This window comes from Pseudoflavitalea sp. G-6-1-2, from assembly GCF_012927185.1.
In the GTDB taxonomy this organism is placed as follows: domain Bacteria; phylum Bacteroidota; class Bacteroidia; order Chitinophagales; family Chitinophagaceae; genus Pseudobacter.
Genome location: NZ_JABBGB010000001.1, coordinates 896,362 through 921,591, shown reverse-complemented (window position 1 = coordinate 921,591; position 25,230 = coordinate 896,362). Strand labels below are relative to the sequence as shown.

The following is a 25,230-nucleotide window of genomic DNA, read 5'->3' as shown; positions in this document are numbered from 1 at the left end:
TTACGGTTTTTAACTGACCTTTATTGCTATGGAGATTACAATCGTCCCATATTCAAAAGCTTATCGTGAAGGATGTATGGCAGCCTTCCTTTCGAACGTGCCGAAGTTCTTCGCCACCGAAGAGATCGCTCAATTCGGTACCTGGCTCGATCATATGGAGGGTGCCACTATCGAATACCCCGATTCTGAAAGCCTTTATTTTGTGGTACTTCACAATCAGGAGGTGATCGGTTGCGGAGGGTTTGGTTACAGTGAGGCTACTAAAAAAGCTGTGCTTGCCTGGGGACTGGTTCACAGTGAATATCACAAGAAGAACATCGGCAGAAAACTGCTTGAGTTCAGGCTGGAACGCATTGCCTCTCTTTATCCCGGCGCCACACTCTGGTTAGACACCACCCAGCATTCTTATCCTTTCTTCGAAAAATTCGGATTTACCATTCAGCAGTTCACGGAAGACGGATATGCCAAAGGCATGCACCGGTACGACATGATATGGAAAATCAATTCAAATAGCGCATCAAAGCAGGTTTGAATGGGCGGTGTCGATCATCGATCCGGCTCCGAAAGATCCTATCCTTGAAATCGGATGTGGCGCGGGTTTGCTGGCAGAGCTGCTTGCGGCAAAACTCACATCCGGCAAGCTCACCAGCATCGCCTCTTTTTGTTTGATAGCAGTGCCTGGTTCCTGAATTCCATTTTGCTGCTGCGCCTGATTGTACCTACCTTAGTTACAATGAATATCGAGCAGGCAAGAACGATAGCTATCACCGATGTGATGGATAAACTGGGCCATCATCCCACAAAGAAGAACACGAGGGATGTCTGGTATCTGTCTCCTTTCCGTGCAGAAAGAACTGCCAGCTTCAAAGTGAATCTTGCCCGAAATGTGTGGTACGATTTCGGAATCCCCGCCGGTGGCGATATCATCAAATTTGTACGCAGCTACCTCGAAAGCGAAGCTCAGAGCAGCTCGGTATCTGATGCATTGCGCTGGCTCTCCAACCTGAGTGGCATTACGCCTTCCGTAAAGCCTTTCATTGAAACAGGAGAGGAGGAAGAAAAACGCATTGTGCTCCGATCGGTTTTCAAACTGCGTTCCGTTGGGTTGCTGGAGTATCTCGATCACAGAGGCATTCCTGATGAACTGGCTCATGCATACCTGCGTGAGATCAGGTTATACGATAATGATACCGGCCGCAGTTTCACAGCCATTGCATTCAAAAACAATCTCGGCGCTTACGAGTACAGAACTTATCAGTTCAAGGGATGCATCGGCAAAAAAGCTGTAATTAGCATCCGGGGAAAAAATCCTTCGGCAGAAGGAGTACATCTCTTCGAAGGTTTCATGGATTTTTTGTCTGTGCTGGTGCTCGAAGAGAAAATGAAGCTGGATGACGATGTGATCATCCTCAATTCAGCCATGATGCTGAAACAGGCCTTACCGCTTTTGGATAAGTCAACATACAAATACATCTATACCTGGTTCGATAATGATGATACCGGGAAGAAAGCTACAGAATCCATTCAAAATTTCTGCGTTGAAAATCCTCCGCTGGAACATACTCCGATGAATGAATCTTACCCGGCTTACAAAGATGTGAACGAGTGGCTGATCCATCTGATCAGCTAACAGATTTCCTCACCATGCGCATGATGCTTTCGTCGTTGTTGTATCGATCTATTTCTTCCAATGCAATCCATCGAACTGCGCGTGCTTCGCTGTTAGACGCGAGCTCATCTGTTGTTCGGTTTGCTTCAAACAAAAACCTTATATCGTAATGGGTATGTTCGGGAATGCCTTTGCTTTCTGGGATCTGGTGATGATCTACATCGAAAATGGCCGTTGAGATGGGGTTTACTTCCAATCCGGTTTCCTCGAAGGCTTCTTTGGCTGCAACATGCATTACATCAGCGTCTCCGTCGCAATGGCCTCCGGGCTGGAACCACTTGTTGAGTTTTTTGTGGTGCATCAATAAGGCGTGGGTGCGTTCTTTGTTAAGTATCCAGGCCGAACCGGTAACGTGACCAATGAGCAAAGACCGTTCGAAGCAATCTGTATTTGTTTCAATGAAACGGAGCATATTCTGAAGCATGCCGTTTTCGTGAGCATCGGTAGTATTGTAATTGCGAAGGAGAGAAATAATCTGATTGCGCTTCATGGGTCGGTAAAATGAATATTTAGAAGTTTGCCAAAAGTAAATATTATCGTCCATAAAAAAGGGATGCGCAGCATCTGCCACGCATCCCACGGGAATTCTTTCCACACAAAATCTTACGCCGCCATTTTATTTTGAATTTGTATAGCCACGGCTTGTTCTACCTGAGGAGGAATGGCCATTGCGGCTCCGCTTCTTTCAATTGCTGCCAGCCGGTTCTTATGCGGGTCCCATCCGAAAATATAAATGGGACTACCGTTGATGCTCACCCTATATCTAGCCTCTGTTGTAGCTGTTTCAAACGAAGTAGCTTTTACGGTTACAGGGCTTCCTTCTAAAACAATGTCGAATGTTTCTGTGATAGATTTGATTTTCCTGTTTTTCATAATAACCTCCTTTTATAAGTTCAATGAATACTGGAGAGTGAGTTTCAATCATCATGCCGGGATATGCCAGCTTTTAAAAGGAGGCAGCCATTTTAACGCGCTCTTAATTGCATGTAAACTGAAAAGCCGATGGGTATTATAATTGAATTAAAAAGCCGCAGAATTTCTGCGGCAGCCATTCACATTTCTTTCACAGCGAAGCTGTGCAAATTTTTCTGCAAAATGAGCACTGAGTGTTCAATAATATCGCTTGTACACCATGTATTTTATTTGATTGGCTAGGATGCTTGCTTCATTTTCATCAGTGAGGGCGGGGCGGCTCATCAGCAACAGCGGAAGTACATCTTCGCCCTTACGATAGGGTGGTTGCACATAATCGTAATTAACCACGGTGTATCCAAGCCTTTCATAGAAACCGATCCTTCGCTGGCTGTTGGTATCGTGCACTCTTTCCACTTCGAGTATCACTTTGCCACGGCCCGCTTCCAGCACAGTTTCCATCACGCGTTCGCCGTATTTCTTTCCGCGTTGTTCCGGGTCGATGGCCAGATGTTCTACATAGTACCAATCGCCGATCTGCCATCCGATCACAAAACCGATGGCTTCATTGTCTGCGAGTACCGTACTCAGTTTCATGGCGGGTTCCTGCAGCAATTTCAACAGCTTCGGCCAATCCCTCCTTTCCTGAACAGGAAAAGTTGACTCATACAATGCTTTGATATACGCAAGATGCGGATCATTTACACTGGTTACAGCAAGCAGTTCCATAGGCTCCGTTTTGCTGGCAAAAATATCGAATCCTTTACAGTTGCCGGCGCTTCATCATCCCCACCTGTTCCGCGAAGCGATTTTTACAGTACCTTTTGTGCCGAAATAAAAAACACATGAATATGCGTTCCTACTTTGTACCGCTGTCGCTGGCTGCAGCCACCATTCTGGCTGCCAGTTGTGGCGACAACAACAACAAGACAACATTGAAAGACGATGCAGGCCTCACTGCCCTGCGCGCCGACAGCCTTGCCAAAAATATTCAGGTATTGGCCTCCGACAGTTTTCTTGGCCGCAAGCCCTTTACCATGGGCGAAGATCTTACCATCGATTTCCTTCAAAAGAAATTCGCTGCGGTTGGTCTCGAACCCGGCAACGGCAGCAGCTATCTGCAGGATGTTCCCATGGTGAACATCACTACTGTTGCGGCTCCCGACATGGCCGTAACCACGCCCAAAGGAAATTTCAAACTCAAAGGATTGGAAGATTACGTTATCTGGACCAACAAAACAGAGAATGTATCGCTCGATAAATCTGATCTTGTTTTCGCAGGTTATGGAGTAGTTGCGCCGGAGTATAACTGGAACGACTATGCGGGAATCGACGTTAAAGGAAAAGTAGTGCTCGTACTGGTGAACGATCCCGGTTACAATAGCGGAGACTCCACACTCTTCAAAGGCAAAACCATGACCTACTACGGTCGCTGGACTTACAAGTTTGAAGAAGCTGCCCGCCAGGGTGCACGCGGCTGTCTCATCATCCACAGCACAGAAGCAGCAAGTTATCCGTTCGCAGTAGTTCAGAATAACTGGAATGGCTCGCGCCTCCGTCTCGATCCCCGCGGAAAAAATGAAAAACATGCTGATGTGATCGGTTGGATATCCGGCCCCGCAGCCAATAAGCTGCTCACTGCCGCCGGCTATGATTCAACCCTGCTCGCCAAAGCCGACCAGAAAGGTTTCAAAGCTGTTCCGCTCAACGAGCAACTGAGCACCGGCATTCAGGTTAAAGCAGAATACAACAAATCGCATAATGTTATCGGAAAGATCACTGGTTCTAAACGTCCGGATGAAGTGATCATCTACACTGCACACTGGGATCACCTTGGTGTTGGTAAAGCAGATGAGAAAGGCGACTCCATCTACAACGGCGCCATGGACAATGCCAGTGCAACAGCAGGTCTTATCGAAATTGCACGCGCATTCAAGAGCCTGCCTGAGGCGCCTGAGCGTACCATCATCTTACTCGCAGTAACTGCAGAAGAACAAGGACTGCTCGGCTCCGAGTACTATGCGCAGAACCCCATCTATCCTGCCGATAAAACAGTAGCCAATATCAATATGGATGTGCTGAATCCATTCGGTAAAACAAGCGATATCATCGTTGTTGGCCGCGGACAAAGCGACCTCGAAGATTATCTGCTGGAAGCCGCTACCAAAGCGGGCCGCACCATTTCCTTCGAAACGCATCCCGAAGCCGGATACTACTATCGTTCGGACCATTTCAACTTCGCTAAAGTGGGCATCCCCGCATTGTACACAGAGCGTGGCATAGATGTAGTTGGAAAAGGAAAAGAATACGGTGAGCAGCTCGACAAAGAGTACAACGACAATCGTTATCACCGCCCTGCCGACGAGTTCGATGCCTCTACCTGGACAATGGAAGGAGCCATCGAAGACCTGAAGCTGATGTTCCAGGTTGGTAAGAAACTGGCATTCGAAGAAAAAATGCCCGGATGGAAGAATGGCTCTGAATTCAAAGCCATCAGAGAGAAGAAATAACCGATCGGTTGAAATAATGCAAGAGGCTGCCACAGCAAAATGCGGGCAGCCTCTTTTTATTAGTATACCTGTTGCTAACGAATCGAATGTTGTGCAGATCAGACAAAAGTCTCCTGCAGGCCGGCATTCTCCACCTGATATACCGGCACTGCTGAGACCTGGTTACAGCCGACAGCTCATTGCTTCCAATGATCCTGCTCAGCCGTGTTGGCTGATTGAAGGTTAAAGTTGCTCTATGAGAAAACCAGTATAGTTTGACCAACTACACAAGCTCTTTGTAACAATTTATTCGGGTAGGAATGAGGACTACAAACAGGGCGGAATCTGTTCTACGGTTACTATGTGGGGGGAATTGGAACCGTAAGTTAGCACCATTTTCAACCGTTGACAATACCACTTTGTGGTAAAAAAAATTTATCCTTCAGGCGCGCGAAGTGCCGCCACTACTGCTCTTACCAGTTCTGATTCATATCCTTTCTGCAATAAATAGTCGGTGGTTTTACTCATCTTCACAAAGTGATTTACACCTTCTCCTTTCACACTGTCCCATTTGGCTGATGCCAGTTTCTCCAGTGTTTTCTGGTAGTCTTCCTCATCAATTTCTTTCATCGCTTTTTTGATGCAGTACTCACTGACTCTTTTCTGCTTCAGCTCATATTTTATTTTCACGCGGCCCCATTGCTTCATGCGGAATTTCCCGCCGGCAAACTGAGCTGCGAATCTTTCTTCGTTGAGATAGTTGTCTTCTATGAGGGAACTAAGGATCTCTTCGACATCCGTTTTGCGGAGGCCATAGGAATAGAGCTTCTCTTTCACTTCTGTGTGAGAGCGTTCCTGGTACCCGCAGTAGTGGCGGGCCTTTTGCAATGCCTGTTCTTTGCTGAATTGTTGTTTTTGATACGCCATGGATCAGACTTCTTCCAGCCTGTCTACGCATCCGTACTCTGTTTTCAGCAGATCATCGTAATGATCGGCGTTCTTGAACAGTGTATTGAATGTTAATGATCCTGTTTCCTTTGTAATATCAAGGTCGTAGATCACGCAGCTCAGGATGATATTCTGGCTCACGCAGCTAAGCACCAGTCCGTTCATTTTGTAGTTCTCCTGCAGCAGATACTGATACAGGGGTTTGATCTTCGTGGCGTCTGGCGGCAGCTGACAGAGATATGCATCTCCGGTGATGAAATAATTTTCAGGATTGTATGTGATCTTGATTTTGGCACTTCCTTCTTTTACTTCCCAGCGGTTTACTCCGGAGCGGCTCAATTTGATGTCTTTTCCGAGCTCACGCAGAATGTCTTCGATGGTTTTAGCTACACCTACCACTTCTACTTCCTTCTCCGGAAGTTCGGGCAGTTTCACTTCTGTTCCGCAGCTGGGGCAATATTTGGCGGCTTCGATATTTCCGGGAAGGACCAGAAACTCGCAACTAGGGCAGCGTGTAGAAGGGGTGCCTTTATGCGGCGCATACAGTTGCAGGGCAGTGCGCAGGTAATTTACCGGCAATGCAAAACCGAGATTGTCTCCGCCACGGATGATGAATGAATTCACTCCGATCACTTCGCCTTCTTCGTTCACCAGCGGCCCGCCGCTGTTGCCGGGGTTGATGGCTGCATCGATCTGAATAAATTTAAGTCCGTCGCGGATGCGGTCTACTTTGGAGATCACACCTTGCGTGGCTGTATAGTTAAGGCCAAACGGGTGGCCGATGGCAATTACATTGTCTCCGTCTTTCAGCGATTCGTAGCGGCCGAGCGGAAGCTCAGGCAACTCTATGTTTTGAGGCGCCTGCAAAAAAGCGAGATCGTGCTTGCGGTCTGTATACCACACACGGCTCATGGCTTTCTCGAAAGTTTTTCCGGCGATGGTCACTTCCGGATTATTGTCTACTACGTGATCGTTGGTGATGATGAGATCGTACTCCTTCAGATAGAAACCCGTTCCGGTACCATTCTGTGTAGCGATCTGTATAATGGATGGCTGAAATTTTTCTATTACCTGTTGTGTTGGCATAGCGATGTTGGTTAATGGGTCTAAGCTTCAAAATTCAAAGTGGCGATCTCATTGCTGAAACTCTGATTGAATACAACCAGGTTGTCGTACTTCAGGTTATGAAGTTTGAAAGACAGATGAGGATACTTTGGTTTCCAGTCTGCAATGATTCTGCCGATCGCGTCCTGAACAGCATCGATATTGAATTCTTTCTGTGCTGCATTAAAATACTGCGTGTTGAATCCGAGCGCTGCAAAGTATTCTGAATAGTTCACCTGCATAAAGAGGCGGAACAGATCCGACCATGGTTTGGGCAGGCTGTAAGAATACTGGCAGAATGCGAGCGGATACTCCATTACTTTATTGGCTACAAACTGATGTCCGTTCTCGTTATAGAAAGGCATGTTGGTTGCAGCGGCCGCAATGGCTTCGGCTACCACATCGTATTTCTGCGGGCTTACGATAGCAAATGTGTGACGGCTGCGGAAGAGGTAAGGGAATACTTCTTCTTTGGGTTTCGCCAGCAGTTTCTCGTAAGCTTCGCGCATAAGCTGATTACGCTCGATGGTTTGCTTTTCGTCTTTTCTGTAGTAGATGTCTACCAGCTTTTCGAGATCGTTTTGCAGTTGTCCTTCAGGAGCAATCAGGTAATCGATGCGGAAAGCGAGTGTGAGCAGCAGGTAGGCGATGCCTCCTGAGTATTTGTCTGCGTCGAGCGTTTTGATGTAGTCGAGCGTTTCGCGGATCCAGTTCTGGAACCACTGATATTTCACTTCTTTCTCGGTCTGCGGAATTTCGAGCACATGGTCTGTATCCATGGTCTGAAGGGCTGTGAACTCCTGCACCAGCAGATCATCCTGCTTGTCGGCTTTAGTGGCCAGTTCTTTCAGTCCATAGTACAGTTTATTGGGATTGGCGATCTGAATATCGCTGTCGAAGCGCATGCAGAGCCTGTCGCCATCGAGGGCATAGCGGCTGTAATAAAGATTGAAGTTCATTTCGAGCAGGCGGCGCATCACGGGAACACTGCTTTGCGGCATTTTGGCGAGTGTGATCTCGGCCACCAGGCGTTCGTTGTTGAACTCACCTCTTACCACTTTGGAACCCTGAAATACCTGGAACCGTCCTTCCTGACCATTGCGCTCCAGTACAACGTTCTGCTCCTGTTCGTCTCGCAGATAATCGAAAAAAGCCTCGATACACTGATGATATTCTTTGTTCTTAAACAGGTTATCGGCGTCTGTCCAGCGATTTACCTTGGCTACCGACTTGTTATTGTCCGAATAGCGGCCGAATGTAATTGCCGGGTCTTCTTTCTTCTTTTTACCCCATCCAAATAGTTTATCAAATACCATATTCAATAATATATATCTTTTATTAAAATGCCCGATACCGGGAACCCGAATGAGGGCATGAAGTTATTCAATTTAACGGCTTTTGCAACCAACCTTGCAAGGTTGCCGGAAACTGGCCACCGGCAGGCCAACCCGCATACATTGGTTGCTAACAACAGGGGGGCCTGCCTGTTCAAAAAAACAGGTGAAAGGTATCATTCATAATTCTATATTTGCTCAAATCTTAAACTATTATATGAAGTTTATAGTTTCTTCCTCGGCTTTGTTGAAACAGTTGCAACAGATCAGCGGTGTGATCAACGCCAATACAGTTTTGCCAATCCTTGAAGATTTTCTGTTTGAGGTGGATAAAAACAAACTGACCGTAGTAGCTACTGACCTCGAAACTGTGATGAAGATCCAGATGGACGTAGAAGCGAAAGATGCCGGCCGTGTGTGTATCCCTGCCAAAATCCTGATGGACTCTCTGAAAAACATTCCGGACCAGCCACTTACTTTCAATATCGATAAGAACTTCGGTGTAGAGCTTACCAGTGATAACGGTAAGTATAAAGTGATGGGAGAGAACCCGGACAATTTCCCGAAAGAACCGGTAGCTGATGATACCACTTCTTTCACCATGACCTCTTCTGCACTGGTTACTGCCATCAATAAAACCCTGTTTGCTGTGAGCAGTGACGATCTGCGTCCGGCCATGACAGGTGTGTACTTTGAAATGGACAAGAAAGGATTGCAGTTTGTAGCAACCGATGCTCACCGCCTCGTTCGCTATAAAAGAATTGATGTGAGCTGCCCTAAAACAGATTCACTGATCGTTCCCAAGAAACCGCTCAACCTGCTGAAATCAGCCATGCCCGATAACGACGACGAACTGGTGATCAACTACAACAGCAATCACCTCTTCGTTAAACATGGCACTACTCAGATGAGCTGTCGCCTGATCGATGCACGTTTCCCTGATTACCGCGTGGTAATCCCTGCAGACAATCCGTACAAACTCACTATCAATAAAGGTGACTTCCAGGGCGCACTCCGCCGCGTGAGCATCTTCAGTAACAAAAGCACCAACCAGGTTGTGCTCAATATCAGCGGAAGCGAACTGCAACTGGCTGCACAGGACGTAGACTTCTCTTTTGAAGGAACCGAGCGCATGAAGTGCCAGTACAATGGCGAAGACCTGCAGATTGCCTTCAACGGTAAGTTCCTCATCGAAATGCTGAATGCCGCCGAAAGTGATGATGTGGTGATCGAACTGAGCACCCCCACTAAGGCCGGTATCATTAAACCAACCGAGCAGGAAGAGAACGAAGAGATGCTGATGCTGGTTATGCCACTGATGCTGAACAGTTAAGAATCAATCTCATTTTTAGATACAGGGCGCACTTGGTGCGCCCTTTTTTGTGCCCGAAAATTCGTAAATTGGTTTATAAGCTCAAACCGAATGGAAACCTTTGTTCATTTCTGGCAAAACATCGAAAGCTGGCAGAGAATGGCGATACTGCTGGGCGGCATGGTGATCTTCTGGCTCATCGAAGGCGCTTACCCGCTCTTTACTTTTTCGTTCAAAAGATACAAACATGCCGGCGTGAACCTGGTGTTTCTGCTCACAACGGTTGTGCTGAACTTATTGCTGGGAACCATTACCATTGGCGTTTGTCACTGGACGTCCACGCATAATTTCGGATTGCTCAACTGGCTGAACTGGCCGCTTTGGGCAACCATTCTCTTATCGCTTTTCTTCATGGATTTTTTCTCTCAGTACCTGCCGCATTTCGCTATGCACAAAGTGAAATGGATGTGGAAGTTCCATATGATCCATCACAGCGATACCAAGGTTGATGTAACCACCGGTACCCGCCATCATCCCGGCGAATGGGTGTTCCGCGAAGCCACCACCATACTCGGTGCATTTCTCATTGGCCTTCCCATCTGGATGTATTTTCTGTATCGCAGCACTGCCGCCATTTTCACACATTTCAATCATGCCAATATCCGTGTTCCCGAATGGCTCGACAGGCCCATCAGCTGGATATTTGTTTCACCCAACATGCACAAAGTGCATCACCACTACAAAAGACCTTACACAGACACCAATTACTCCAATATTTTCTCGCTCTGGGACCGCCTCTTCGGCACATTTGCCTACACAGATCCCAGCAAGCTCCAATACGGACTGGACGTACTCGAAAACACCAACGACGAAAGCATCGGGTATCAAATGAAACTCCCTTTCGATAAAAGCGTGAAAACCGACTACTGATATTCAGCAGCGTATTACCTTTGTAGCCTTCTCTTTTAAAGAAGATATCTTATGGCACGAATGATCGCAATGATACCGGCCCGATACGCCGCTACCCGATTTCCCGCAAAACTGATGCAACCTCTCGGTGAGAAAACCGTGATCCGTCATACTTACGACAATACTGTAGCTACAGGCCTCTTCGACGAAGTGGTGGTGGTTACCGACAGCGATGTTATCTACAACGAAATTGTATCTCATGGAGGCAAAGCCAAAATGAGCATCAACGAGCACCAGAGCGGAAGCGACCGCATCGCGGAAGCTGTTGCTGATATGGATGTGGATATTGTATTGAATGTTCAGGGCGATACGCCTTTTGTTCAGAAGAAACCACTCGAAGCGCTGCTGAAATGTTTCAATGACCCTACCGTTCAGGTGGCATCGATGATGCAGGTGCTTAGCAAAAAAGAAGAAATTGAAGACCCCAACTTCGTGAAAGTGGCAGTGGATCGCAATATGAATTCGCTGATGTTCAGCCGCAGCGTAATCCCTTATCCACGCGATACGGAAGCTCCTGTTACTTACTACGAGCATATTGGCGTGTACGCATTCCGCAAGCAGGCCCTGATCGATTTCACCAACTGGCCCATGACGCCACTCGAAGCAGCAGAGAAAGTGGAATGCCTCCGTTATCTCGAATATGGCATACCGTTACGTATGATTGTGGTAGATTATATGGGCATCGAAATCGATACGCCTGCCGATCTGGAGCGTGCGGCAAAATTGTTCTAAAGAAATTATCAATATCAATTAAAAAGGATTGCCTGTAAAGCAATCCTTTTTTTTGTTTATCTGGCTGTAACACAGCACAGCAGTATGTTTCAGCAAATAATCATTTAGTATTTCAATGGCTCACAATATAGGTTTTGCCATGCCGAATCCTATAACTATTATGGCCAATGCAATCAGGGCTGCAAGTGCAACCGACATGGCAATCTTCCGTTTCACGTTCATTTTTATTACTGCGTAATACAGGTATCCGATAATCATTCCGCAGATAAGTCCGCCTAGGTGCGCCGCGAAGTCTATGCCTGGCATCATGCCAATCACCAGATTGATCACAAGGAAGCTCACGATATTGGACAAGATGGTTTTCCTCACAGATTTTTCAATCAACGGCGTAGTGATCAACGCAAGGAATACTCCAAACATACCAAAGATGGCGCCGGAGGCGCCCGCCGATAAAGCATTGGTCTTCCAGAGCATACTTACCACGCTTCCCGCGATGCCGGTGGTAATGTAGGCTGCAAGAAACCTGCTCTTGCCGATCATGGGCTCCAGCTGTATTCCTATGATATAAAGACTCACCATATTTACCAGCAGGTGCATAACACCTACATGAACATAGTTATTGGTGATAACACGCCACCATTCTCCGGTACCCACAGACAGTGTGTAGGCATTACCGCCCCATTGAATCAATGACTCAATAGTAGGCTTGAAAACGTCAACTCCAGACACCACCATCAGTGCAAACACCAGCACATTGATGCCGATCAAGATCGGGGTGATCACAAATCCTTTGGGAATAGTAAAGCCTCCTGCGGGCTTTTTTTCATTTTGTTGAATGGGATCAATGCCAGATTGCTCTTCAGTTCTGTTCATATCTTCTCTTTGAATTCGGCTGGTTGTTTAAGTAAGTGAATTCTTACTTCCCCAAACAAAACACATATTAAAAATTGTTATCGGGTAAACCAAAATTGTTGCATTTTCCCGGAGTTAGCAATTTCAGTTGCTATTTTCTTTACATTTAATGATACATTTTTTTCATGGAGCCACTATGGGGCATCGATCTCGGAGGAACCAAAATTGAAGGTGTGATTCTGCCTTCTCTGTCGGAAGCTACTCCTTTGCTGCGCTTGCGTGTTGATACCGAAAGCCATAAAGGATACGACCATATTCTTGGCAAGATCAAACAACTGGTCGATCAAATGCAGCAGCAGAGCGGATTACAGCCTTCCTCTATCGGCTTTGGAACACCCGGCGTACTCGATCCCGTTTTACAGACCATGAAAAACTGCAATAGCACCGCACTGAATGGTCAGCCCCTGAAACGCGATCTTGAATCGATGCTGAACATCCCCGTTACCCTCGCCAATGATGCCAATTGTTTTGCACTCGCAGAAACGCATTGGGGAGTGGTGAAAGAAAAAATGCCTGGCGCAGAAATTGTGTTTGGCATCATCATGGGAACAGGAGTAGGGGGTGGCATCGTAATCAATGGTGAGGTGTGGAATGGGCGTCACGGAATCGCGGGTGAGTGGGGACATAATTTCCTCGACCCCAGCGGCGGCCCATGTTACTGCGGAAAATCAGGATGTGTGGAAACCATCCTCTCCGGTCCGGCCCTCGAAAAATTCTACCATACCCTTACTGGCCGCAAGGCCAGCCTGAAAGAGATCACACAACTTTACCTCAACGGTGAGGATTCCGCCGCAAAACAAACCATCAAAAGGTTAACCTGGTTTTTTGGAAAAGCAATTTCGGTTATCATTAATCTTTTAGACCCGGATATTGTTGTAGTGGGTGGGGGTGTTGGCAATATTGATGTTTTATACTCGGCAGGCATCGAATCGCTGCGTGAGCATATCTTCAATAACCGGCTCGATGTTCCTGTGTACAAACCTTCTCTTGGCGATAGTGCCGGTGTTTTCGGAGCAGCAGCATTGGTTGCAAATCGCCCTTCATAACCTATCCTTTGAAAGGAGTTATTCACACTCACATACTAAATTGCTTACCTCAGGAGTTTACAGTTCGCTCTTTGAAAAGCGAGGTATTTGCAGTACCCGCTACTATAAATTATTTTTAAAGTTTATGTGAAAGATTACCGCAGATTTCCGGCTTTTTGCAGGATTGTCCGGAAATGATACACTTCATTCCCTCAGGTATCGCAAAAAACTGCGAGTATCTGTCGATTTATGCAAATTTTTTTCAATTACAGTTTACACTGTATACATTTAAAAATTACCTTTACCCATACTTCGGTCGGAAATCTCCAATCTTTACAAGTTTTTTGATATATAAAATATTTTATCCATGAAAAATCAACGCGCCTGAGCATGACCGTGTATTGTATGTTGATGTGCTAAATCGTTTTATCAGGCCTGCCTTCCACTATCCTTATTCGTTGATCATTCCGTAAACATTTTACCCTGTCTGCAAGAGGATCTTATCCGCTTACGTGGTATGGAATTTATGTGGCTTCCATAACCGCAGAACAGGTTAATATAGCTGGTACACCACATACAGCGATTGGTTAGGGTTCTTATAACAAAACGCAGCTCCATGCTGCGTTTTTTTGTTGCCGTATTCTCCTACCTTCGCACTACTTTCAAACCTATTTTTAACCTACTGATTAATAGATATGAAGTTCAGAAATTTCAAAATGGTGAGCTATGTGGTTTATGGCCGTGGAAGCTTCGACCAGCTCGATGAAATCTTAGCTCCACAGAGAAAAGGCGATGCTCCCATGATCTTCCTTCTCGATCATTATTTCGAGAACGGTGCAGACACCGGCAATGGCAAACCTTTGATCAACCGTATCCCACTCCGTGGAAAAGACAAAGTGATTTTTGCAGATGTTACCTACGAACCAAAAACCACTCAGGTAGATAAACTCGCCCAGCAACTGAAAGAAGAATTCGGAACCATCAGCGGTGTAATCGGCATCGGCGGCGGATCTGTAATGGACCTCGCCAAAGCGGTTGCCCTGATGATGAACAACCCCGGCTCTTCTGCCGACTATCAGGGATGGGACCTGGTGAAAGTTGCCGGCGTGTACAAAGCCGGTATCCCTACTCTCAGCGGAACAGGCGCCGAAGTTTCGAGAACCACCGTTCTTACCGGACCTACCCGCAAACTGGGCATGAACTCAGACTTCACTCCATTCGATCAGATTGTGCTCGATCCGGAACTCACTTCAAACGCTCCGGCCAATCAGCGCTTCTACACCGGCATGGATTGTTATATTCACTGCATCGAAAGCCTGCAGGGAACATTCCTCAACGAATTCAGCAAATCTTACGGCGAAAAAGCACTCGAACTTTGCCGCGACGTATTTGTAAAGAAGAACACCTGGGATGCAGACTGCGACGATAAACTGATGATGGCTTCCTACGCCGGTGGCATGAGCATTGCCTACTCACAGGTAGGTGTAGCCCACGCCGTTAGTTATGGCCTCAGCTACCTCCTCGGTACCAAACACGGTATCGGCAACTGCATTGTAATGAACCACCTCGAAGATTACTATCCCGAAGCTGTGGTTGAATTCAAGCACATGGTAGACAAAAACAAAATCGATATTCCCGTTGGTATCTGCAAAGGACTTTCCGACGAACAGTTCGATACCATGATCAATATATCTCTCGGCATGAAACCTCTCTGGGAAAACGCACTCGGCAAAGATTGGGAAACCATCATGACCCGCGAAAAACTGAGAGCACTCTACGAAAAATTATAACCAATGAGTCCGCAGAAGTATCTCCGTTATTTCGGTCTGAACCTGAACAGCCTGTTCGGTACACAACGAACCAAGGAGATACTTTCTGTGAACCCAACCGTGCTTCCTCAACGCGAAGAAGCCACAGATGTAGAAGTTACCGTGTATGATTATGATGCTACCAGCATTCAGGTGCATCATTACAAAGCAGTTGGCCCCTGCAAAAAATTCAAGAACGACGGCCGCATCGCCTGGATCAATATCGAAGGCCTCCGAAAGTCCGACGTTGAATCCATCTGCACTACCTACAACGTCCATCCGCTCCTCATCGAAGATATTCTCAGCATCAATCAGCGTCCGAAAATGGATGAAGTGGAAGGCGTACTCTTCTGCCTGCTGAACATGCTCTTCTACAATCAGGAGAAAAAAACGGTAGAAACAGAACAGATCAGCATTGTACTTGGAAAAGATTTCGTGATCTCTTTTCAGGAAGATGCACACAGGGATGTATTCGATCCGCTTCGCTCGCGGCTCAATATGGCCAACAGCAAAACCCGCCAGCGCACTGCCGATTACCTGCTCTATTCCATGCTCGATCTGATTGTAGACAACTACTTTCTGGTAATGGAACAGCTGGGCGATCAGATTGAAATGATCGAAGAAGAAGTGATCCGCAGAAGCAATACCCGTTCACTCGCACGCATCAATCAACTCCGCAAAGAGCTGATTGTTCTCAAGCGAAACCTCGCACCGGTGCGGGATCTCGTCGGCGGCATCATCCGCAGCGAAAGCGATCTGCTCGACGATCGCACCACCAAGTACTTCAAAGATGTTTATGATCATATTGTGCAGGCCTACGATCTCGGTGAGAACTACCGCGATATCGTAATGGGTATGCAGGATCTCTATATCAACAATGTAAACCTCAAACTCAATGAGGTGATGAAGGTAATGGCCATCGTTACCTGTCTGCTGGCTCCCGCCACGGTGATCGGTGGAATTTTCGGAATGAACTTCGAAGTGATTCCGTATATCCACCACAAGTGGGGATTCTACTTTGCAGTAGGCGCTATGTTGTTTATTCCAATCTGGATGTTATGGGTGTTTAGAAGACGCGGCTGGTTTTAGCTCTGGAAATTCATCCGGATTGTAAACAGCTCCGAGCTCCACTCCACGTTCGAGATAAGGTATTTTTTCTTCCTCCGATAATTTCCCTTTTGTAACAATTGCGCCGAGTGAAATTCCGGTAAACCATCTTACTCTATGACAGGGGTATAAAAAATAAGCCTTCTCCATCTGCCTGTAAGCTTCTGTATAGTTCTTCTTCCAAAAAAATTCCATCCCCCTGTTCATATAGAATAGTGCCGCCAGTTGTTTCAGATTTATTGCTGCTGTATCGTAGAAATAACGTTTGAAAAGCTCTTCCACATTATCTTTCTTCCCCTGTTCCGTAATATGGGTTTTGCTGATTTTCAGGTAATTGTAGAAGCTGCCCTTGCTGGAATATATGTACGCATAATCTGATTCCGGATAAGATTTTGGATAAAAATCAACCGCTTTACCCCCATAAAATGCTTTTACATATGGAATGGAGCCAAGGTATATTTTATAATCGATCTTTAAGTTATCCAGCAGCATGGCATAAAACGCTGCAACAGTTGCTCCATTGAACTCAAACTTATCGAACAAATCCTGAAAGGTGGTATTGTTGTTTCCGGGTTCTCTCAAAAAAAATGATTCGGATTCGGTCAGCAGTCTTTTGAGTTTGTTTGCCGAATTGAATTCCTTCATTGGATACTCCTCAAAGAAATTATTGATCAAAGAAAAGCATCTTGCCTTTGTGGGAGGATTTTTTGTTCCGATCATCAATAGCAATGCAAAATAATCAGGTTGCTCACCTGTATTAATCTGTTCGAAAAATTTTTGCTCAGTATCTGAGTCAAATGTGAGATATGGATTGATGGTGCTTATTGACTGGGCTGTAGTTGATAAGGTGATCATCAGGAAGCAAATGCCTGTCAGAATTTTTTTTATATCGGGGTTTAAGAAATTGATCCGCAAAAATACAGATTGATTCTGCTAATAACTCATCTCATCCAACTTCACTTTTCCTTTGAATGTATAGAAAACAAAACTGGTGTAAATCCCCACCAGCGGCGTTCCTACCAATGCCATGATCAACAATATCCGCATAGTTTTCGGTGAAGAAGCGGCGTTATCAATTGTAATGCTGTTCGCCGGATCTGAATTGGAGTAAAGCAAATAAGGAAAAACTTCCAGCGCCACCATTATCAGCAGCAACGCAATGGTAACCGAAGAACTGATGAATGCATACCTGTATTTTCCTTTCTTGATCTGTCGCGGAATATTAGCAATCGCCAGCACCATCAGTATCGGAATGATAAACCCAACCGGATTCTCTTTGAAGAAATCGCTCAGATGCGGAATGTACAAAAGCGTATACAACGTAGTCACCACAAAACTGAGCACAAAGAATATGATGAAGTTATTCGCAAGTATATGCAGTTTGGCAAACAACCTGTTCTCAGTTTTCATGGTAAGATAAATGGCGCCATGCATCATAAAAAGCGCGAGGGTAGTGATGGCTACCAGTATCGAAAACGGATTGAAGAACGAAAGCCAGTCGCCGGAGAATTCCTTGCCGTTATTAAGTGGAATGCCATAGGCAACATTGCCGAGCATGAGCCCGAGCGAAAGCGCAATAGTGATGCTGGCAAAAGAATACACTATGTCCCATGTTTTTCTCCACCAGCCCATCGGTTCTTTACTTCGGAACTCGATGGCTACCGCTCTCCAGATGATGCCCACCAGAAATATCATGAAGGGCACATAGAATGCGGAGAAAATAGCGGCATATGCCACCGGAAATCCCGCGAAGAGCGCACCTCCGCCGATTACCAGCCATACTTCGTTTCCGTCCCAAACCGGACCGATGGCATTGAGTGCGATCCGCCGGCTCTGTTCTTTTTTCAGAAATAAATGCAGGGCTCCTGCGCCGAGATCGAATCCGTCGAGAATCGCATAACCACTGATCACGCCTCCGAAAATCAGGAACCACCAGATGTTGAGGTCAAGTCCAAGAAATGTGTGCATAAAAATGAGTTATGTGGTTATGATTGGTGATCGAGAATGGGGTTGTCGCGTTTAGATCCTTCGTCGATGGATTCTTTGGTTCCGTAGTCGACAGGACCATGCTGAATTTTTTTGTTCAGCAGATACAGGAAGAGCAGGAACAATATCATGTACACAGCCAGAAAAAGAATCAGTGAAAACATTACCTGATTGGCGGTCACCGATTTGCTGAGTGCATCGGATGTGCGGAGCAATCCGTATACAACCCAGGGCTGGCGGCCCATTTCGGCGGCGAACCATCCTGCCTGATTGGCTATCTGAGGCAACAGTACTGCCCATACGAAAATCCAGAGCAGCCATCGTTTATCGAATAATTTTTTCCGGTACCAGAACCAGCAACCGAGAAGTGTCAGTAAAATCATGCTCATGCCGCAGGCCACCATAATATGATAGAACTGAAAAATAGCATTCACTTGTTTGGGTCGGTCGGCTTCAGGAAATGCATTCAGTCCTTTGATCGGCTCGGTGAAATTTCCGTACACCAGAAAGCTCAGTCCGCCCGGAATGCCGATGCCTGTTACTTTCTGCGTTTTATTGTTTACATGCCCTATCAGGTAGAGGTCGGCTTTGGCCGAAGTATCGTAATGCCCTTCGAGGGCTGCGAGTTTTGCGGGTTGATTTTTTGCTACGCCATCTGCACTTGCATGGCCCGCCACCAGCTGCGCAAGAGAAGACAGGGTGGCTACCACCAATGCAATTTTGAACGATTTGATGGCTATATCGAGGTGTTTCTTTTTCAGAATATACCAGGCATTCACGCTCAATACCAGAAATGCGCCGGCGAGGAAGGCGCCGATCCATACGTGAGTGAGTCTTTCAACACTGGATGGATTGAAAACCATCGCCCAGAAATCGGTGATTTCGGCGCGGGCGTTCATTCCTTCTCCTACGATATGGTATCCGGCCGGTGTCTGCTGCCATGAGTTGGCAACAACAATCCAAACTGCAGAGAACATCGATCCCAGAAAAACCATGAGGGCAGAGAAGAAATGCACTTTGGGTCCAACACGGTTCCAACCGAAGATGAGGATGCCGAGAAAGCCCGATTCCAGTGCAAAAGCAAAGATGCCTTCAGCAGCGAGGGCGCTTCCGAAAATGTCACCCACATATTTCGAGTAGGTGGCCCAGTTAGTGCCGAATTCAAATTCCATGATGATGCCCGTGGCTACTCCGATACCGAAGATGAGTGCGAAGATCTTTATCCAGAACCGGGCGATCTTTTCATATTTCTTATCGCCGGTTTTGAGATAGAGTCCTTCATAGATCACCAGCAGCAATCCAAGGCCGATGCTCATCGGCGGATAGATGTAGTGAAATGCAATGGTGAAGGCAAACTGTACGCGTGCTAAGATTTCAACGTCCATATTGAAAGCGGTTTAATCCGTGTACGATGTTCCGGTGCCGCACTACCGGAAGTGCAGGATAAGGCGGTTGCAAAAAAAAGCCGATGCATTGGCACCGGCTATTACAACTATTTATTTTTGAAGATAGGAACAGTACTGCAGGGTTCCCCATACATCACGCTTTTGGCCACTGGCCGAAGCAGGGCGGCGATGGTGAGATAGGCGGCTTCTCCGATCGTTTTGTCTCCGCATCCTTTCACTACAATTCGTTTATCGGTGAATTCTGCTGCAGGTATTGCTGCTATCTTTTGAACCAGAAATTGCTGAGTGGCTGAATTGGCGTCTCCATAAACGATGCCGGTTGCAACCGGACCGAGGTAAGACGCAATGAGCATGTATGCCCACATGGGAATGATGGCATCGGCCGAGCAGGTCACTGCAACCAGTTTGCCCTGGTATGCGCTCCAGTCTGTGGCTTGCAAAGCAGCTCTGAAGTCTTTCTCTTTAAGGATCATTCCCATGAAAAGATGGTCTTTCAGATCAAAAACTACAATCGGTTCTTTCGGAAAGTATTCTTCCAGATCCAGTGTGATGAGGCCGCTCTGCGCAACTTTATTGATAATCTCTTCGCTCATGCCGTATTATTTCACTTGTAATAACAAAGGTAAGGTTCAAATGGTTGCTAAATCCGGCGATCTTTCTCGGGTTTTCAGTGGTTGTTCACGTTTATCCACAGTCACTTAGAAAATTTCGCGGGGTGCGTTTTGTCTGGCAGGAGCCTAAAATTCGCCGAAGGCGAAAAAATTTTCGAAAAATGGGCCTTTTGCCTCAAAAAACGATTCCGCAGGTAAATGGCTCAACTACTGGACGCTCCTTATTATATATTATGTATGCGAAGCTGCAGTATTGTACTCTTCTTCCGCTATTGCCGTTACAATCAACAGCCGGAAGTTTTTTGATTGCAGTATTCTGATTAAGGTAAAGGGTAGGGCTGCCGGTTTTTAGTTTCTATGAGTCGAACGCAAAAAAAAGCGGCCCCTTCCGGAGCCGCTCATATTGTAAAACCGTTTTGGACTTCTTAGAAGAACTTGATACGGTAATCTTTAATGTCTGCTGATTTTTTCAGTGCATCGAGTACACGCATTCCTGCCATTCTCTGTTGCTGATTCATCATTTGCTGAACCTGCTTAACATCGAAGTTGGGGTTTGGCTGTGCACCGAGGTTGTCGATCTTCACATAGAACACACCCAGCTCACCTACAACCGGTGAAGACACTGCTGTTTGGTTCGCTTTGTTGAAAGATGCACCGATCAGTTTAGGTTCGTTACCAACATTGGCTACAAACGGATTGCTGAACTGAATGCTGTCTGCTCTCAGTACAGGTTGGTTGGCAGCTTTGCTGATGGCATCGAGTGTATTGGCGCTTCCTACTTTCTTAATGATCTCGTCTGCTTTTTTAAGATTGCGGATTTTGTATTCAACCTGTGGTCTTGCACGGTCTACCGACATATTTCCTTTTTCATAAGCAGCTGCGAGAATAGGTACTACAAATTTGTCGCCGATCTGATAAGGGTGCTCTGCAACCTGACCAACTTTTGCAGTTCTGAACATCCAGGTCACCAGCTCGCGGTTTTCACCGAGACCAGGAATTCCGGATTCCAGCGGCTTGATATCCATTGCAGGATATTTGTTCAGGTTCTTCTTCTTCACGTTGTCGTCGAAAGATTTTTTGTCGCGGCTCTCCTGAGCGAAAGTAGCGGCAGCAAGTGAAGCACCGTTCACCGTTTCGGGGCTTGCGATGATTGGTCTGCTGAGGTACGCAACTTTATATCCGGTTCCGATTCCTTTCTGACTGAGTACTTCTATATAATGGTATCCGCTGTAAGCCTGGTTTTCGACTTTCACAGTTTTCTTGTCGCCGGTAGCTCCGTAGAAAACTGTTTCAGCGAATTCTTTGCTCAGGTTTCCAAACTGGAGAGAAGAGAATTCGTACTCACCATGTTTGTCTTTGCTGCCCGGATCGTCGCTGTACTTAACCACCATGCTGTCGAAGCTTGCTCCGCCGCGGATAGCAGCAGTGATGCTGTCGATCAGTGCTTTTGCAGCGCTGTCGGTTCTGAGTGGTCCGGCCTGAGGATCGGAAATTTTGATGAGGATATGTCTTGTTTTTACAGAATCAGGAATTGATCTGCGGCTGATCATTTTTGCGAGGGTATAGTTTCCACCATCGAGGTAAGGACCATACACTGTTCCGTCTGCCAGTCTCTTGATAGTATCGGCCTGAGCAACTTTGATGTTCGAGCCAAGGATGTATCCGTTGAAGAAAGGCGTTTCGCTGTTGTTGCGGGAGAGGAACTGATCGATATCTTTTTCTGCAGTGGTTCCGAATTCGTTTCTCACATTGGCAACTGCATCATAAGAGATAGCGCTGTCGGCCTTTGTAGGAGCAGCATCGAACAATACATATTCAATACCTCTTGCTTCTTCCTGCTGATAAATTTCTTTATGTTTATTCACATAATCACGAACATCTTCATCAGAAACTTTAATTGAAGAGTCTCCAACAGAAGCATAAGGAACATTTACATAAGAGATAGAAGAAACCTGGCTGTTTTCGGCATTGATCTTTTCTGCCAGCCATTTTGGAGTGTAAGCGCTGGAAGCGATGAGAGAAACGAATTTTTCTTTCATCCTCGATTTTTCCAGAGCCGGAACAAACTCACCCCAGAAGCTGTTATATTGAGCACTGTTCTTTTTAAGTTGGGAGATCGCCTGATGAGCAGCTGTTGCATCATACTGGCCGGTCTGAGGATTGGTGAACTGCTGGCGGAGAACCTGCGGAGGATTTACACCATAAAGAATATCACCACGCTCATCTTTGCCAAGCTGAGCAAAACCCAGTTTGTCGAATTCTTTGCTGAGGATAGCATCTTCTACATACTCATTCCAGAGACCATCGCGGATCTGCTGGCGGAGACGCTCATCAACAGGATAGTTTTGTGCCTGGTAGTTTGCTTCTGCAGCTCTATACCTTTTATCAAACTCGTACGCATCAATTTTCTTTCCGTCCACTTTTCCAATAACGTCGCTTGAACTTCCAAAGAGTCCGCCACCGCGGCCCTGGAAAGCATCCTGAACAATAAAGGCGATAAGGGCTAGCGCAATCGCAGCGATAATGATCCACGCGGCTTTGTCGCGGATAGTTTGAATAACTGACATAGTGATATAAGTCCGTACGGTTTTTGAAACGGATGGCAAAAATAAGGGAAATACATTTATGAACAAACTGTGGAAAAAACCGTAAAAGCAGCATCACCAAAGGGTTTGTCGATTTTGAAATTTCGGCTTTCCACACCAATTTGCAGGCGGTTAGGAAAACCGTGAAACTGTGCCGTGAAAACAGTTTCCCCGCAGGGTCGTTAATAACCATGTTTTTGTGTGGATAACCCCGGTTTTTGCACATCGCCAACCGTGGATTGTTGGGTTGTAAGTTTCGAAGAGTCGTCCGGCCTTCCGGACTGTGTACATAAACCCCAGGTTATTCCACACCAACTAACAGAAAAATTTGTTGTTGAGAGGTATGTTTTTATCCGGGTGCATTTTTAATCCACCAAAGTGGAAAAGAGCCGGAAATGTAGCACAGACGGAGATTATTGAATGTGAAGGAATTGTGGATAACTGTGGATAAACACGTTGTTGTAACTTTACCAAAATTTAACGTGGAGGAATTATCCACTAATCCACAGCCGTAATAGTAATAGGGTTTTTATAAAAATAATTAATTAATATAGAATACTATGGGAGATATCAACATAGGTTTTGCAAAAGAAAATGTGGAGCAGGCAGGTTTTCTCGACATCGATGTAGATCCGCAGATCGATCTTTTTTCGGAGATCGAAAAATTGAAAAAAGAAAAGAACGCCATCGTGCTCGCGCACTACTACCAGGAGCCCGATATCCAGGATGTGGCGGATTATATCGGGGACAGTCTCGGCCTTGCGCAGGAAGCAGCCAAAACCAATGCGGACATCATCGTTTTTGCGGGTGTGCATTTCATGGCTGAAACTGCCAAGATCCTCAATCCAAACAAAAAAGTATTGCTGCCCGATCTGAAAGCGGGTTGTTCACTGGCCGACAGTGCCCCGGCGGCTGCATTCAGGAAGTTCAAAGAGCAGCATCCCGATCACCTGGTGATTTCCTACATCAACTGCACTGCCGACATCAAGGCGCTCAGCGATATCATCTGCACTTCGAGCAATGCCCAAAAAATCGTTGAAAGCATTCCCGCCGATCAGAAGATCATCTTTGCACCCGACAAGAACCTTGGGGCTTATCTGGTGAAAAAAACGGGTAGGGATATGGTGCTGTGGAATGGCGCATGCATGGTGCACGAGATCTTCAGTCTCGAAAAGATCCTGAAACTGAAAGTGCGTCATCCGAATGCAAAGCTGATCGCACACCCTGAGTGTGAAGAAGCACTGCTTCGTCATGCAGACTACATCGGTTCAACAACAGGCCTGCTGAAATTCACTCAGGAAGACAGCGGCACAGAATACATCGTGGCAACAGAAACCGGCATACTGCATCAGATGCAGAAAGCCTCTCCCGAAAAAACTTTCATTCCCGCACCACCAGACAACAGCTGTGCCTGCAATGATTGTCCACACATGAAGCTGAATACATTAGAAAAATTATATCTGTGTATGAAATATGAGCTGCCTGAGATCCACATGGACGAAACTTTGCGCCAGGCAGCGCGTAAACCGATCGACAGAATGCTTGAAATCAGCGCCAGATACGGATTGTAGAAGAATTATCCACAGAAAATGTGGAAAAGCAGCATTTCGATTTTGTTTTTTCTGCATCAACGCAGAACATCCGGATGCCTTCTCCGATTATTCTAAAGCTGTTTTTAGACCTTTGAATATAAGTTGTGGGTATCTCGGTGTGAAATAGTGAAAGGAGAGAAATTTGAGCTGTCTGAAGATGTTTTCGAAATCGAATGGTGAATAATGTGGATAAGTCTATTAAATTTGTAGACTGATATTTTTTCAGAAACAGTAAATCAGGAATTATGGCTGAAGATCTTCATATCATTTCCGGAACAAAAGAAGAGCAGTACAAAGCGCTTGTTCCACAGATCAAAGCATTGCTCGAAGGAGAACCGGATCTCATTGCAAACCTTGCAAATATTTCAGGCGCTCTGAAAGAACAGTTCGGATGGTTGTGGGTGGGGTTTTACATCGTGAAAAACGAAGAGCTGGTGCTCGGACCATTTCAGGGACCAGTTGCGTGTACGCGTATCCGTTATGGTAAAGGAGTATGCGGCGCAGCATGGAAAGAGGCAACAACATTGATAGTGCCGGATGTTGAACAATTCCCCGGACATATCGCCTGCAGCAGTTTATCGAAATCGGAAATAGTTGTGCCGGTGATCCGTGGGAACATTGTAAAAGCGCTACTCGATGTTGACAGTACTTCGCTCGAAGAATTCGACACAACAGATCAGCAATATCTCGAAGAAATTATTTCACTCATCGAGTGGAACTGATTCTAAA

Annotated in this window: 24 protein-coding genes; 12 read left to right on the top strand and 12 right to left on the bottom strand. The window is 46.2% G+C overall.

The genetic code is table 11. The features are described from left to right. Nucleotides 1-28 precede the first annotated feature (28 nt). Genes HHL16_RS03895 through HHL16_RS03885 form a run of 3 tightly spaced genes read left to right on the top strand, consistent with a single transcriptional unit; the run spans nt 29 to nt 1,630 of the window. On the top strand, nt 29-532 hold the full coding sequence (locus HHL16_RS03895) for a GNAT family N-acetyltransferase (RefSeq protein ID WP_169423825.1): 504 nt from the start codon (nt 29-31) through the stop codon (nt 530-532). A 7-nt stretch (nt 533-539) separates the two neighbouring features. Beyond that, nucleotides 540-689 carry a hypothetical protein gene (locus HHL16_RS03890; protein ID WP_169423824.1) on the top strand — a complete coding sequence of 50 codons (150 nt, stop codon included), beginning with the start codon at nt 540-542 and terminating at the stop codon, nt 687-689. 44 nt (nt 690-733) lie between these two features. Beyond that, on the top strand, nt 734-1,630 hold the full coding sequence (locus tag HHL16_RS03885; RefSeq protein WP_169423823.1) for a toprim domain-containing protein: 897 nt from the start codon (nt 734-736) through the stop codon (nt 1,628-1,630). On the opposite strand, the gene HHL16_RS03880 is transcribed toward HHL16_RS03885, so the two are convergent. The 3 genes from HHL16_RS03880 to HHL16_RS03870 all read right to left on the bottom strand — a co-directional run bounded on the left by HHL16_RS03880 (nt 1,623) and on the right by HHL16_RS03870 (nt 3,310). Then, complete coding sequence (locus HHL16_RS03880; RefSeq protein ID WP_169423822.1) at nt 1,623-2,159, bottom strand: NUDIX hydrolase; 537 nt, start codon at nt 2,157-2,159, stop codon at nt 1,623-1,625. The genes HHL16_RS03885 and HHL16_RS03880 overlap by 8 nt on opposite strands. A 113-nt stretch (nt 2,160-2,272) precedes the next feature. Beyond that, nucleotides 2,273-2,542 (bottom strand): hypothetical protein, encoded by a 270-nt coding sequence (locus tag HHL16_RS03875; RefSeq protein ID WP_169423821.1) that lies wholly within the window; start codon nt 2,540-2,542, stop codon nt 2,273-2,275. A gap of 237 nt (nt 2,543-2,779) precedes the next feature. Next, nucleotides 2,780-3,310, bottom strand: coding sequence for a GNAT family N-acetyltransferase (locus HHL16_RS03870; protein ID WP_169423820.1), 531 nt, complete (start codon nt 3,308-3,310; stop codon nt 2,780-2,782). A 122-nt stretch (nt 3,311-3,432) separates the two neighbouring features. Between HHL16_RS03870 and HHL16_RS03865 the strand changes: the two genes are divergently transcribed. Beyond that, complete coding sequence (locus HHL16_RS03865; RefSeq protein WP_206022247.1) at nt 3,433-5,091, top strand: M28 family metallopeptidase; 1,659 nt, start codon at nt 3,433-3,435, stop codon at nt 5,089-5,091. A gap of 414 nt (nt 5,092-5,505) precedes the next feature. Here HHL16_RS03865 and HHL16_RS03860 read toward each other — a convergent pair whose 3' ends face one another. The 3 genes from HHL16_RS03860 to HHL16_RS03850 are packed head-to-tail and all read right to left on the bottom strand — an operon-like array spanning nt 5,506 to nt 8,438. After that, entirely contained in the window at nt 5,506-5,997 is a 492-nt protein-coding gene (locus HHL16_RS03860) for a regulatory protein RecX (RefSeq protein WP_169423818.1), read from the bottom strand. 3 nt (nt 5,998-6,000) lie between these two features. Continuing rightward, on the bottom strand, nt 6,001-7,104 hold the full coding sequence (locus tag HHL16_RS03855) for a trypsin-like peptidase domain-containing protein (RefSeq protein WP_169423817.1): 1,104 nt from the start codon (nt 7,102-7,104) through the stop codon (nt 6,001-6,003). A gap of 20 nt (nt 7,105-7,124) precedes the next feature. Then, a complete protein-coding gene (locus HHL16_RS03850; protein ID WP_169423816.1) occupies nt 7,125-8,438 on the bottom strand; it encodes a hypothetical protein in 1,314 nt (437 codons plus the stop codon). A gap of 235 nt (nt 8,439-8,673) precedes the next feature. Here HHL16_RS03850 and dnaN point away from each other — a divergent pair, with 235 nt between their 5' ends. From dnaN to kdsB, 3 genes are all read left to right on the top strand, one after another. Further along, nucleotides 8,674-9,789 (top strand): DNA polymerase III subunit beta, encoded by a 1,116-nt coding sequence (gene dnaN / locus HHL16_RS03845; RefSeq protein ID WP_169423815.1) that lies wholly within the window; start codon nt 8,674-8,676, stop codon nt 9,787-9,789. Between the two features lie 90 nt (nt 9,790-9,879). Beyond that, a complete protein-coding gene (locus HHL16_RS03840; RefSeq protein WP_169423814.1) occupies nt 9,880-10,698 on the top strand; it encodes a sterol desaturase family protein in 819 nt (272 codons plus the stop codon). Between the two features lie 51 nt (nt 10,699-10,749). Further along, complete coding sequence (kdsB, locus tag HHL16_RS03835; protein ID WP_240965774.1) at nt 10,750-11,469, top strand: 3-deoxy-manno-octulosonate cytidylyltransferase; 720 nt, start codon at nt 10,750-10,752, stop codon at nt 11,467-11,469. 120 nt (nt 11,470-11,589) lie between these two features. Here kdsB and HHL16_RS03830 read toward each other — a convergent pair whose 3' ends face one another. Continuing rightward, entirely contained in the window at nt 11,590-12,342 is a 753-nt protein-coding gene (locus tag HHL16_RS03830) for a rhomboid family intramembrane serine protease (RefSeq protein WP_169423813.1), read from the bottom strand. Nucleotides 12,343-12,506: 164 nt separating this feature from the next. Here HHL16_RS03830 and HHL16_RS03825 point away from each other — a divergent pair, with 164 nt between their 5' ends. The 3 genes from HHL16_RS03825 to corA all read left to right on the top strand — a co-directional run bounded on the left by HHL16_RS03825 (nt 12,507) and on the right by corA (nt 16,303). Continuing rightward, complete coding sequence (locus tag HHL16_RS03825; RefSeq protein ID WP_169423812.1) at nt 12,507-13,427, top strand: ROK family protein; 921 nt, start codon at nt 12,507-12,509, stop codon at nt 13,425-13,427. A gap of 674 nt (nt 13,428-14,101) precedes the next feature. Further along, a complete protein-coding gene (locus HHL16_RS03820) occupies nt 14,102-15,196 on the top strand; it encodes an iron-containing alcohol dehydrogenase family protein (protein WP_169423811.1) in 1,095 nt (364 codons plus the stop codon). A 3-nt stretch (nt 15,197-15,199) separates the two neighbouring features. Then, nucleotides 15,200-16,303, top strand: coding sequence for a magnesium/cobalt transporter CorA (gene corA / locus HHL16_RS03815; RefSeq protein WP_169423810.1), 1,104 nt, complete (start codon nt 15,200-15,202; stop codon nt 16,301-16,303). On the opposite strand, the gene HHL16_RS03810 is transcribed toward corA, so the two are convergent. The 5 genes from HHL16_RS03810 to HHL16_RS03790 all read right to left on the bottom strand — a co-directional run bounded on the left by HHL16_RS03810 (nt 16,271) and on the right by HHL16_RS03790 (nt 22,891). Continuing rightward, on the bottom strand, nt 16,271-16,903 hold the full coding sequence (locus tag HHL16_RS03810; protein ID WP_169423809.1) for a hypothetical protein: 633 nt from the start codon (nt 16,901-16,903) through the stop codon (nt 16,271-16,273). The two genes, corA and HHL16_RS03810, sit on opposite strands and share 33 nt — an antisense overlap. 351 nt (nt 16,904-17,254) lie before the next feature. Beyond that, nucleotides 17,255-18,289 (bottom strand): cytochrome d ubiquinol oxidase subunit II, encoded by a 1,035-nt coding sequence (gene cydB / locus HHL16_RS03805; RefSeq protein ID WP_169423808.1) that lies wholly within the window; start codon nt 18,287-18,289, stop codon nt 17,255-17,257. A 17-nt stretch (nt 18,290-18,306) separates the two neighbouring features. Continuing rightward, complete coding sequence (locus tag HHL16_RS03800) at nt 18,307-19,692, bottom strand: cytochrome ubiquinol oxidase subunit I (RefSeq protein ID WP_169423807.1); 1,386 nt, start codon at nt 19,690-19,692, stop codon at nt 18,307-18,309. A gap of 107 nt (nt 19,693-19,799) precedes the next feature. Next, on the bottom strand, nt 19,800-20,306 hold the full coding sequence (locus HHL16_RS03795; protein WP_169423806.1) for a DUF2480 family protein: 507 nt from the start codon (nt 20,304-20,306) through the stop codon (nt 19,800-19,802). Between the two features lie 443 nt (nt 20,307-20,749). Beyond that, the gene (locus HHL16_RS03790) at nt 20,750-22,891 is read right to left on the bottom strand and encodes a peptidylprolyl isomerase (RefSeq protein ID WP_169423805.1); all 2,142 of its coding nucleotides are present in this window, start codon (nt 22,889-22,891) and stop codon (nt 20,750-20,752) included. A 578-nt stretch (nt 22,892-23,469) separates the two neighbouring features. On the opposite strand from HHL16_RS03790, the gene nadA reads away from it, so the two are divergent. Further along, on the top strand, nt 23,470-24,480 hold the full coding sequence (gene nadA, locus HHL16_RS03785; protein ID WP_169423804.1) for a quinolinate synthase NadA: 1,011 nt from the start codon (nt 23,470-23,472) through the stop codon (nt 24,478-24,480). A gap of 266 nt (nt 24,481-24,746) precedes the next feature. Then, complete coding sequence (locus HHL16_RS03780; protein WP_169423803.1) at nt 24,747-25,223, top strand: GAF domain-containing protein; 477 nt, start codon at nt 24,747-24,749, stop codon at nt 25,221-25,223. Nucleotides 25,224-25,230 lie beyond the last annotated feature (7 nt).

Excerpts from the sequence above, each read along its gene's own strand:
- HHL16_RS03855 (WP_169423817.1), bottom strand. The coding sequence starts at position 7,104 with ATGCCAACACAACAGGTAATAGAAAAATTTCAGCCATCCATTATACAG.
- corA (WP_169423810.1), top strand. The coding sequence starts at position 15,200 with ATGAGTCCGCAGAAGTATCTCCGTTATTTCGGTCTGAACCTGAACAGC.
- HHL16_RS03820 (WP_169423811.1), top strand. The coding sequence starts at position 14,102 with ATGAAGTTCAGAAATTTCAAAATGGTGAGCTATGTGGTTTATGGCCGT.
- HHL16_RS03895 (WP_169423825.1), top strand. The coding sequence starts at position 29 with ATGGAGATTACAATCGTCCCATATTCAAAAGCTTATCGTGAAGGATGT.
- HHL16_RS03885 (WP_169423823.1), top strand. The coding sequence starts at position 734 with ATGAATATCGAGCAGGCAAGAACGATAGCTATCACCGATGTGATGGAT.
- HHL16_RS03830 (WP_169423813.1), bottom strand. The coding sequence starts at position 12,342 with ATGAACAGAACTGAAGAGCAATCTGGCATTGATCCCATTCAACAAAAT.
- HHL16_RS03880 (WP_169423822.1), bottom strand. The coding sequence starts at position 2,159 with ATGAAGCGCAATCAGATTATTTCTCTCCTTCGCAATTACAATACTACC.
- cydB (WP_169423808.1), bottom strand. The coding sequence starts at position 18,289 with ATGCACACATTTCTTGGACTTGACCTCAACATCTGGTGGTTCCTGATT.
- HHL16_RS03825 (WP_169423812.1), top strand. The coding sequence starts at position 12,507 with ATGGAGCCACTATGGGGCATCGATCTCGGAGGAACCAAAATTGAAGGT.
- HHL16_RS03850 (WP_169423816.1), bottom strand. The coding sequence starts at position 8,438 with ATGGTATTTGATAAACTATTTGGATGGGGTAAAAAGAAGAAAGAAGAC.
- HHL16_RS03865 (WP_206022247.1), top strand. The coding sequence starts at position 3,433 with ATGCGTTCCTACTTTGTACCGCTGTCGCTGGCTGCAGCCACCATTCTG.
- kdsB (WP_240965774.1), top strand. The coding sequence starts at position 10,750 with ATGGCACGAATGATCGCAATGATACCGGCCCGATACGCCGCTACCCGA.
- HHL16_RS03875 (WP_169423821.1), bottom strand. The coding sequence starts at position 2,542 with ATGAAAAACAGGAAAATCAAATCTATCACAGAAACATTCGACATTGTT.
- HHL16_RS03870 (WP_169423820.1), bottom strand. The coding sequence starts at position 3,310 with ATGGAACTGCTTGCTGTAACCAGTGTAAATGATCCGCATCTTGCGTAT.
- HHL16_RS03790 (WP_169423805.1), bottom strand. The coding sequence starts at position 22,891 with ATGTCAGTTATTCAAACTATCCGCGACAAAGCCGCGTGGATCATTATC.
- HHL16_RS03840 (WP_169423814.1), top strand. The coding sequence starts at position 9,880 with ATGGAAACCTTTGTTCATTTCTGGCAAAACATCGAAAGCTGGCAGAGA.
- HHL16_RS03800 (WP_169423807.1), bottom strand. The coding sequence starts at position 19,692 with ATGGACGTTGAAATCTTAGCACGCGTACAGTTTGCCTTCACCATTGCA.
- HHL16_RS03795 (WP_169423806.1), bottom strand. The coding sequence starts at position 20,306 with ATGAGCGAAGAGATTATCAATAAAGTTGCGCAGAGCGGCCTCATCACA.
- HHL16_RS03860 (WP_169423818.1), bottom strand. The coding sequence starts at position 5,997 with ATGGCGTATCAAAAACAACAATTCAGCAAAGAACAGGCATTGCAAAAG.
- nadA (WP_169423804.1), top strand. The coding sequence starts at position 23,470 with ATGGGAGATATCAACATAGGTTTTGCAAAAGAAAATGTGGAGCAGGCA.
- HHL16_RS03780 (WP_169423803.1), top strand. The coding sequence starts at position 24,747 with ATGGCTGAAGATCTTCATATCATTTCCGGAACAAAAGAAGAGCAGTAC.
- dnaN (WP_169423815.1), top strand. The coding sequence starts at position 8,674 with ATGAAGTTTATAGTTTCTTCCTCGGCTTTGTTGAAACAGTTGCAACAG.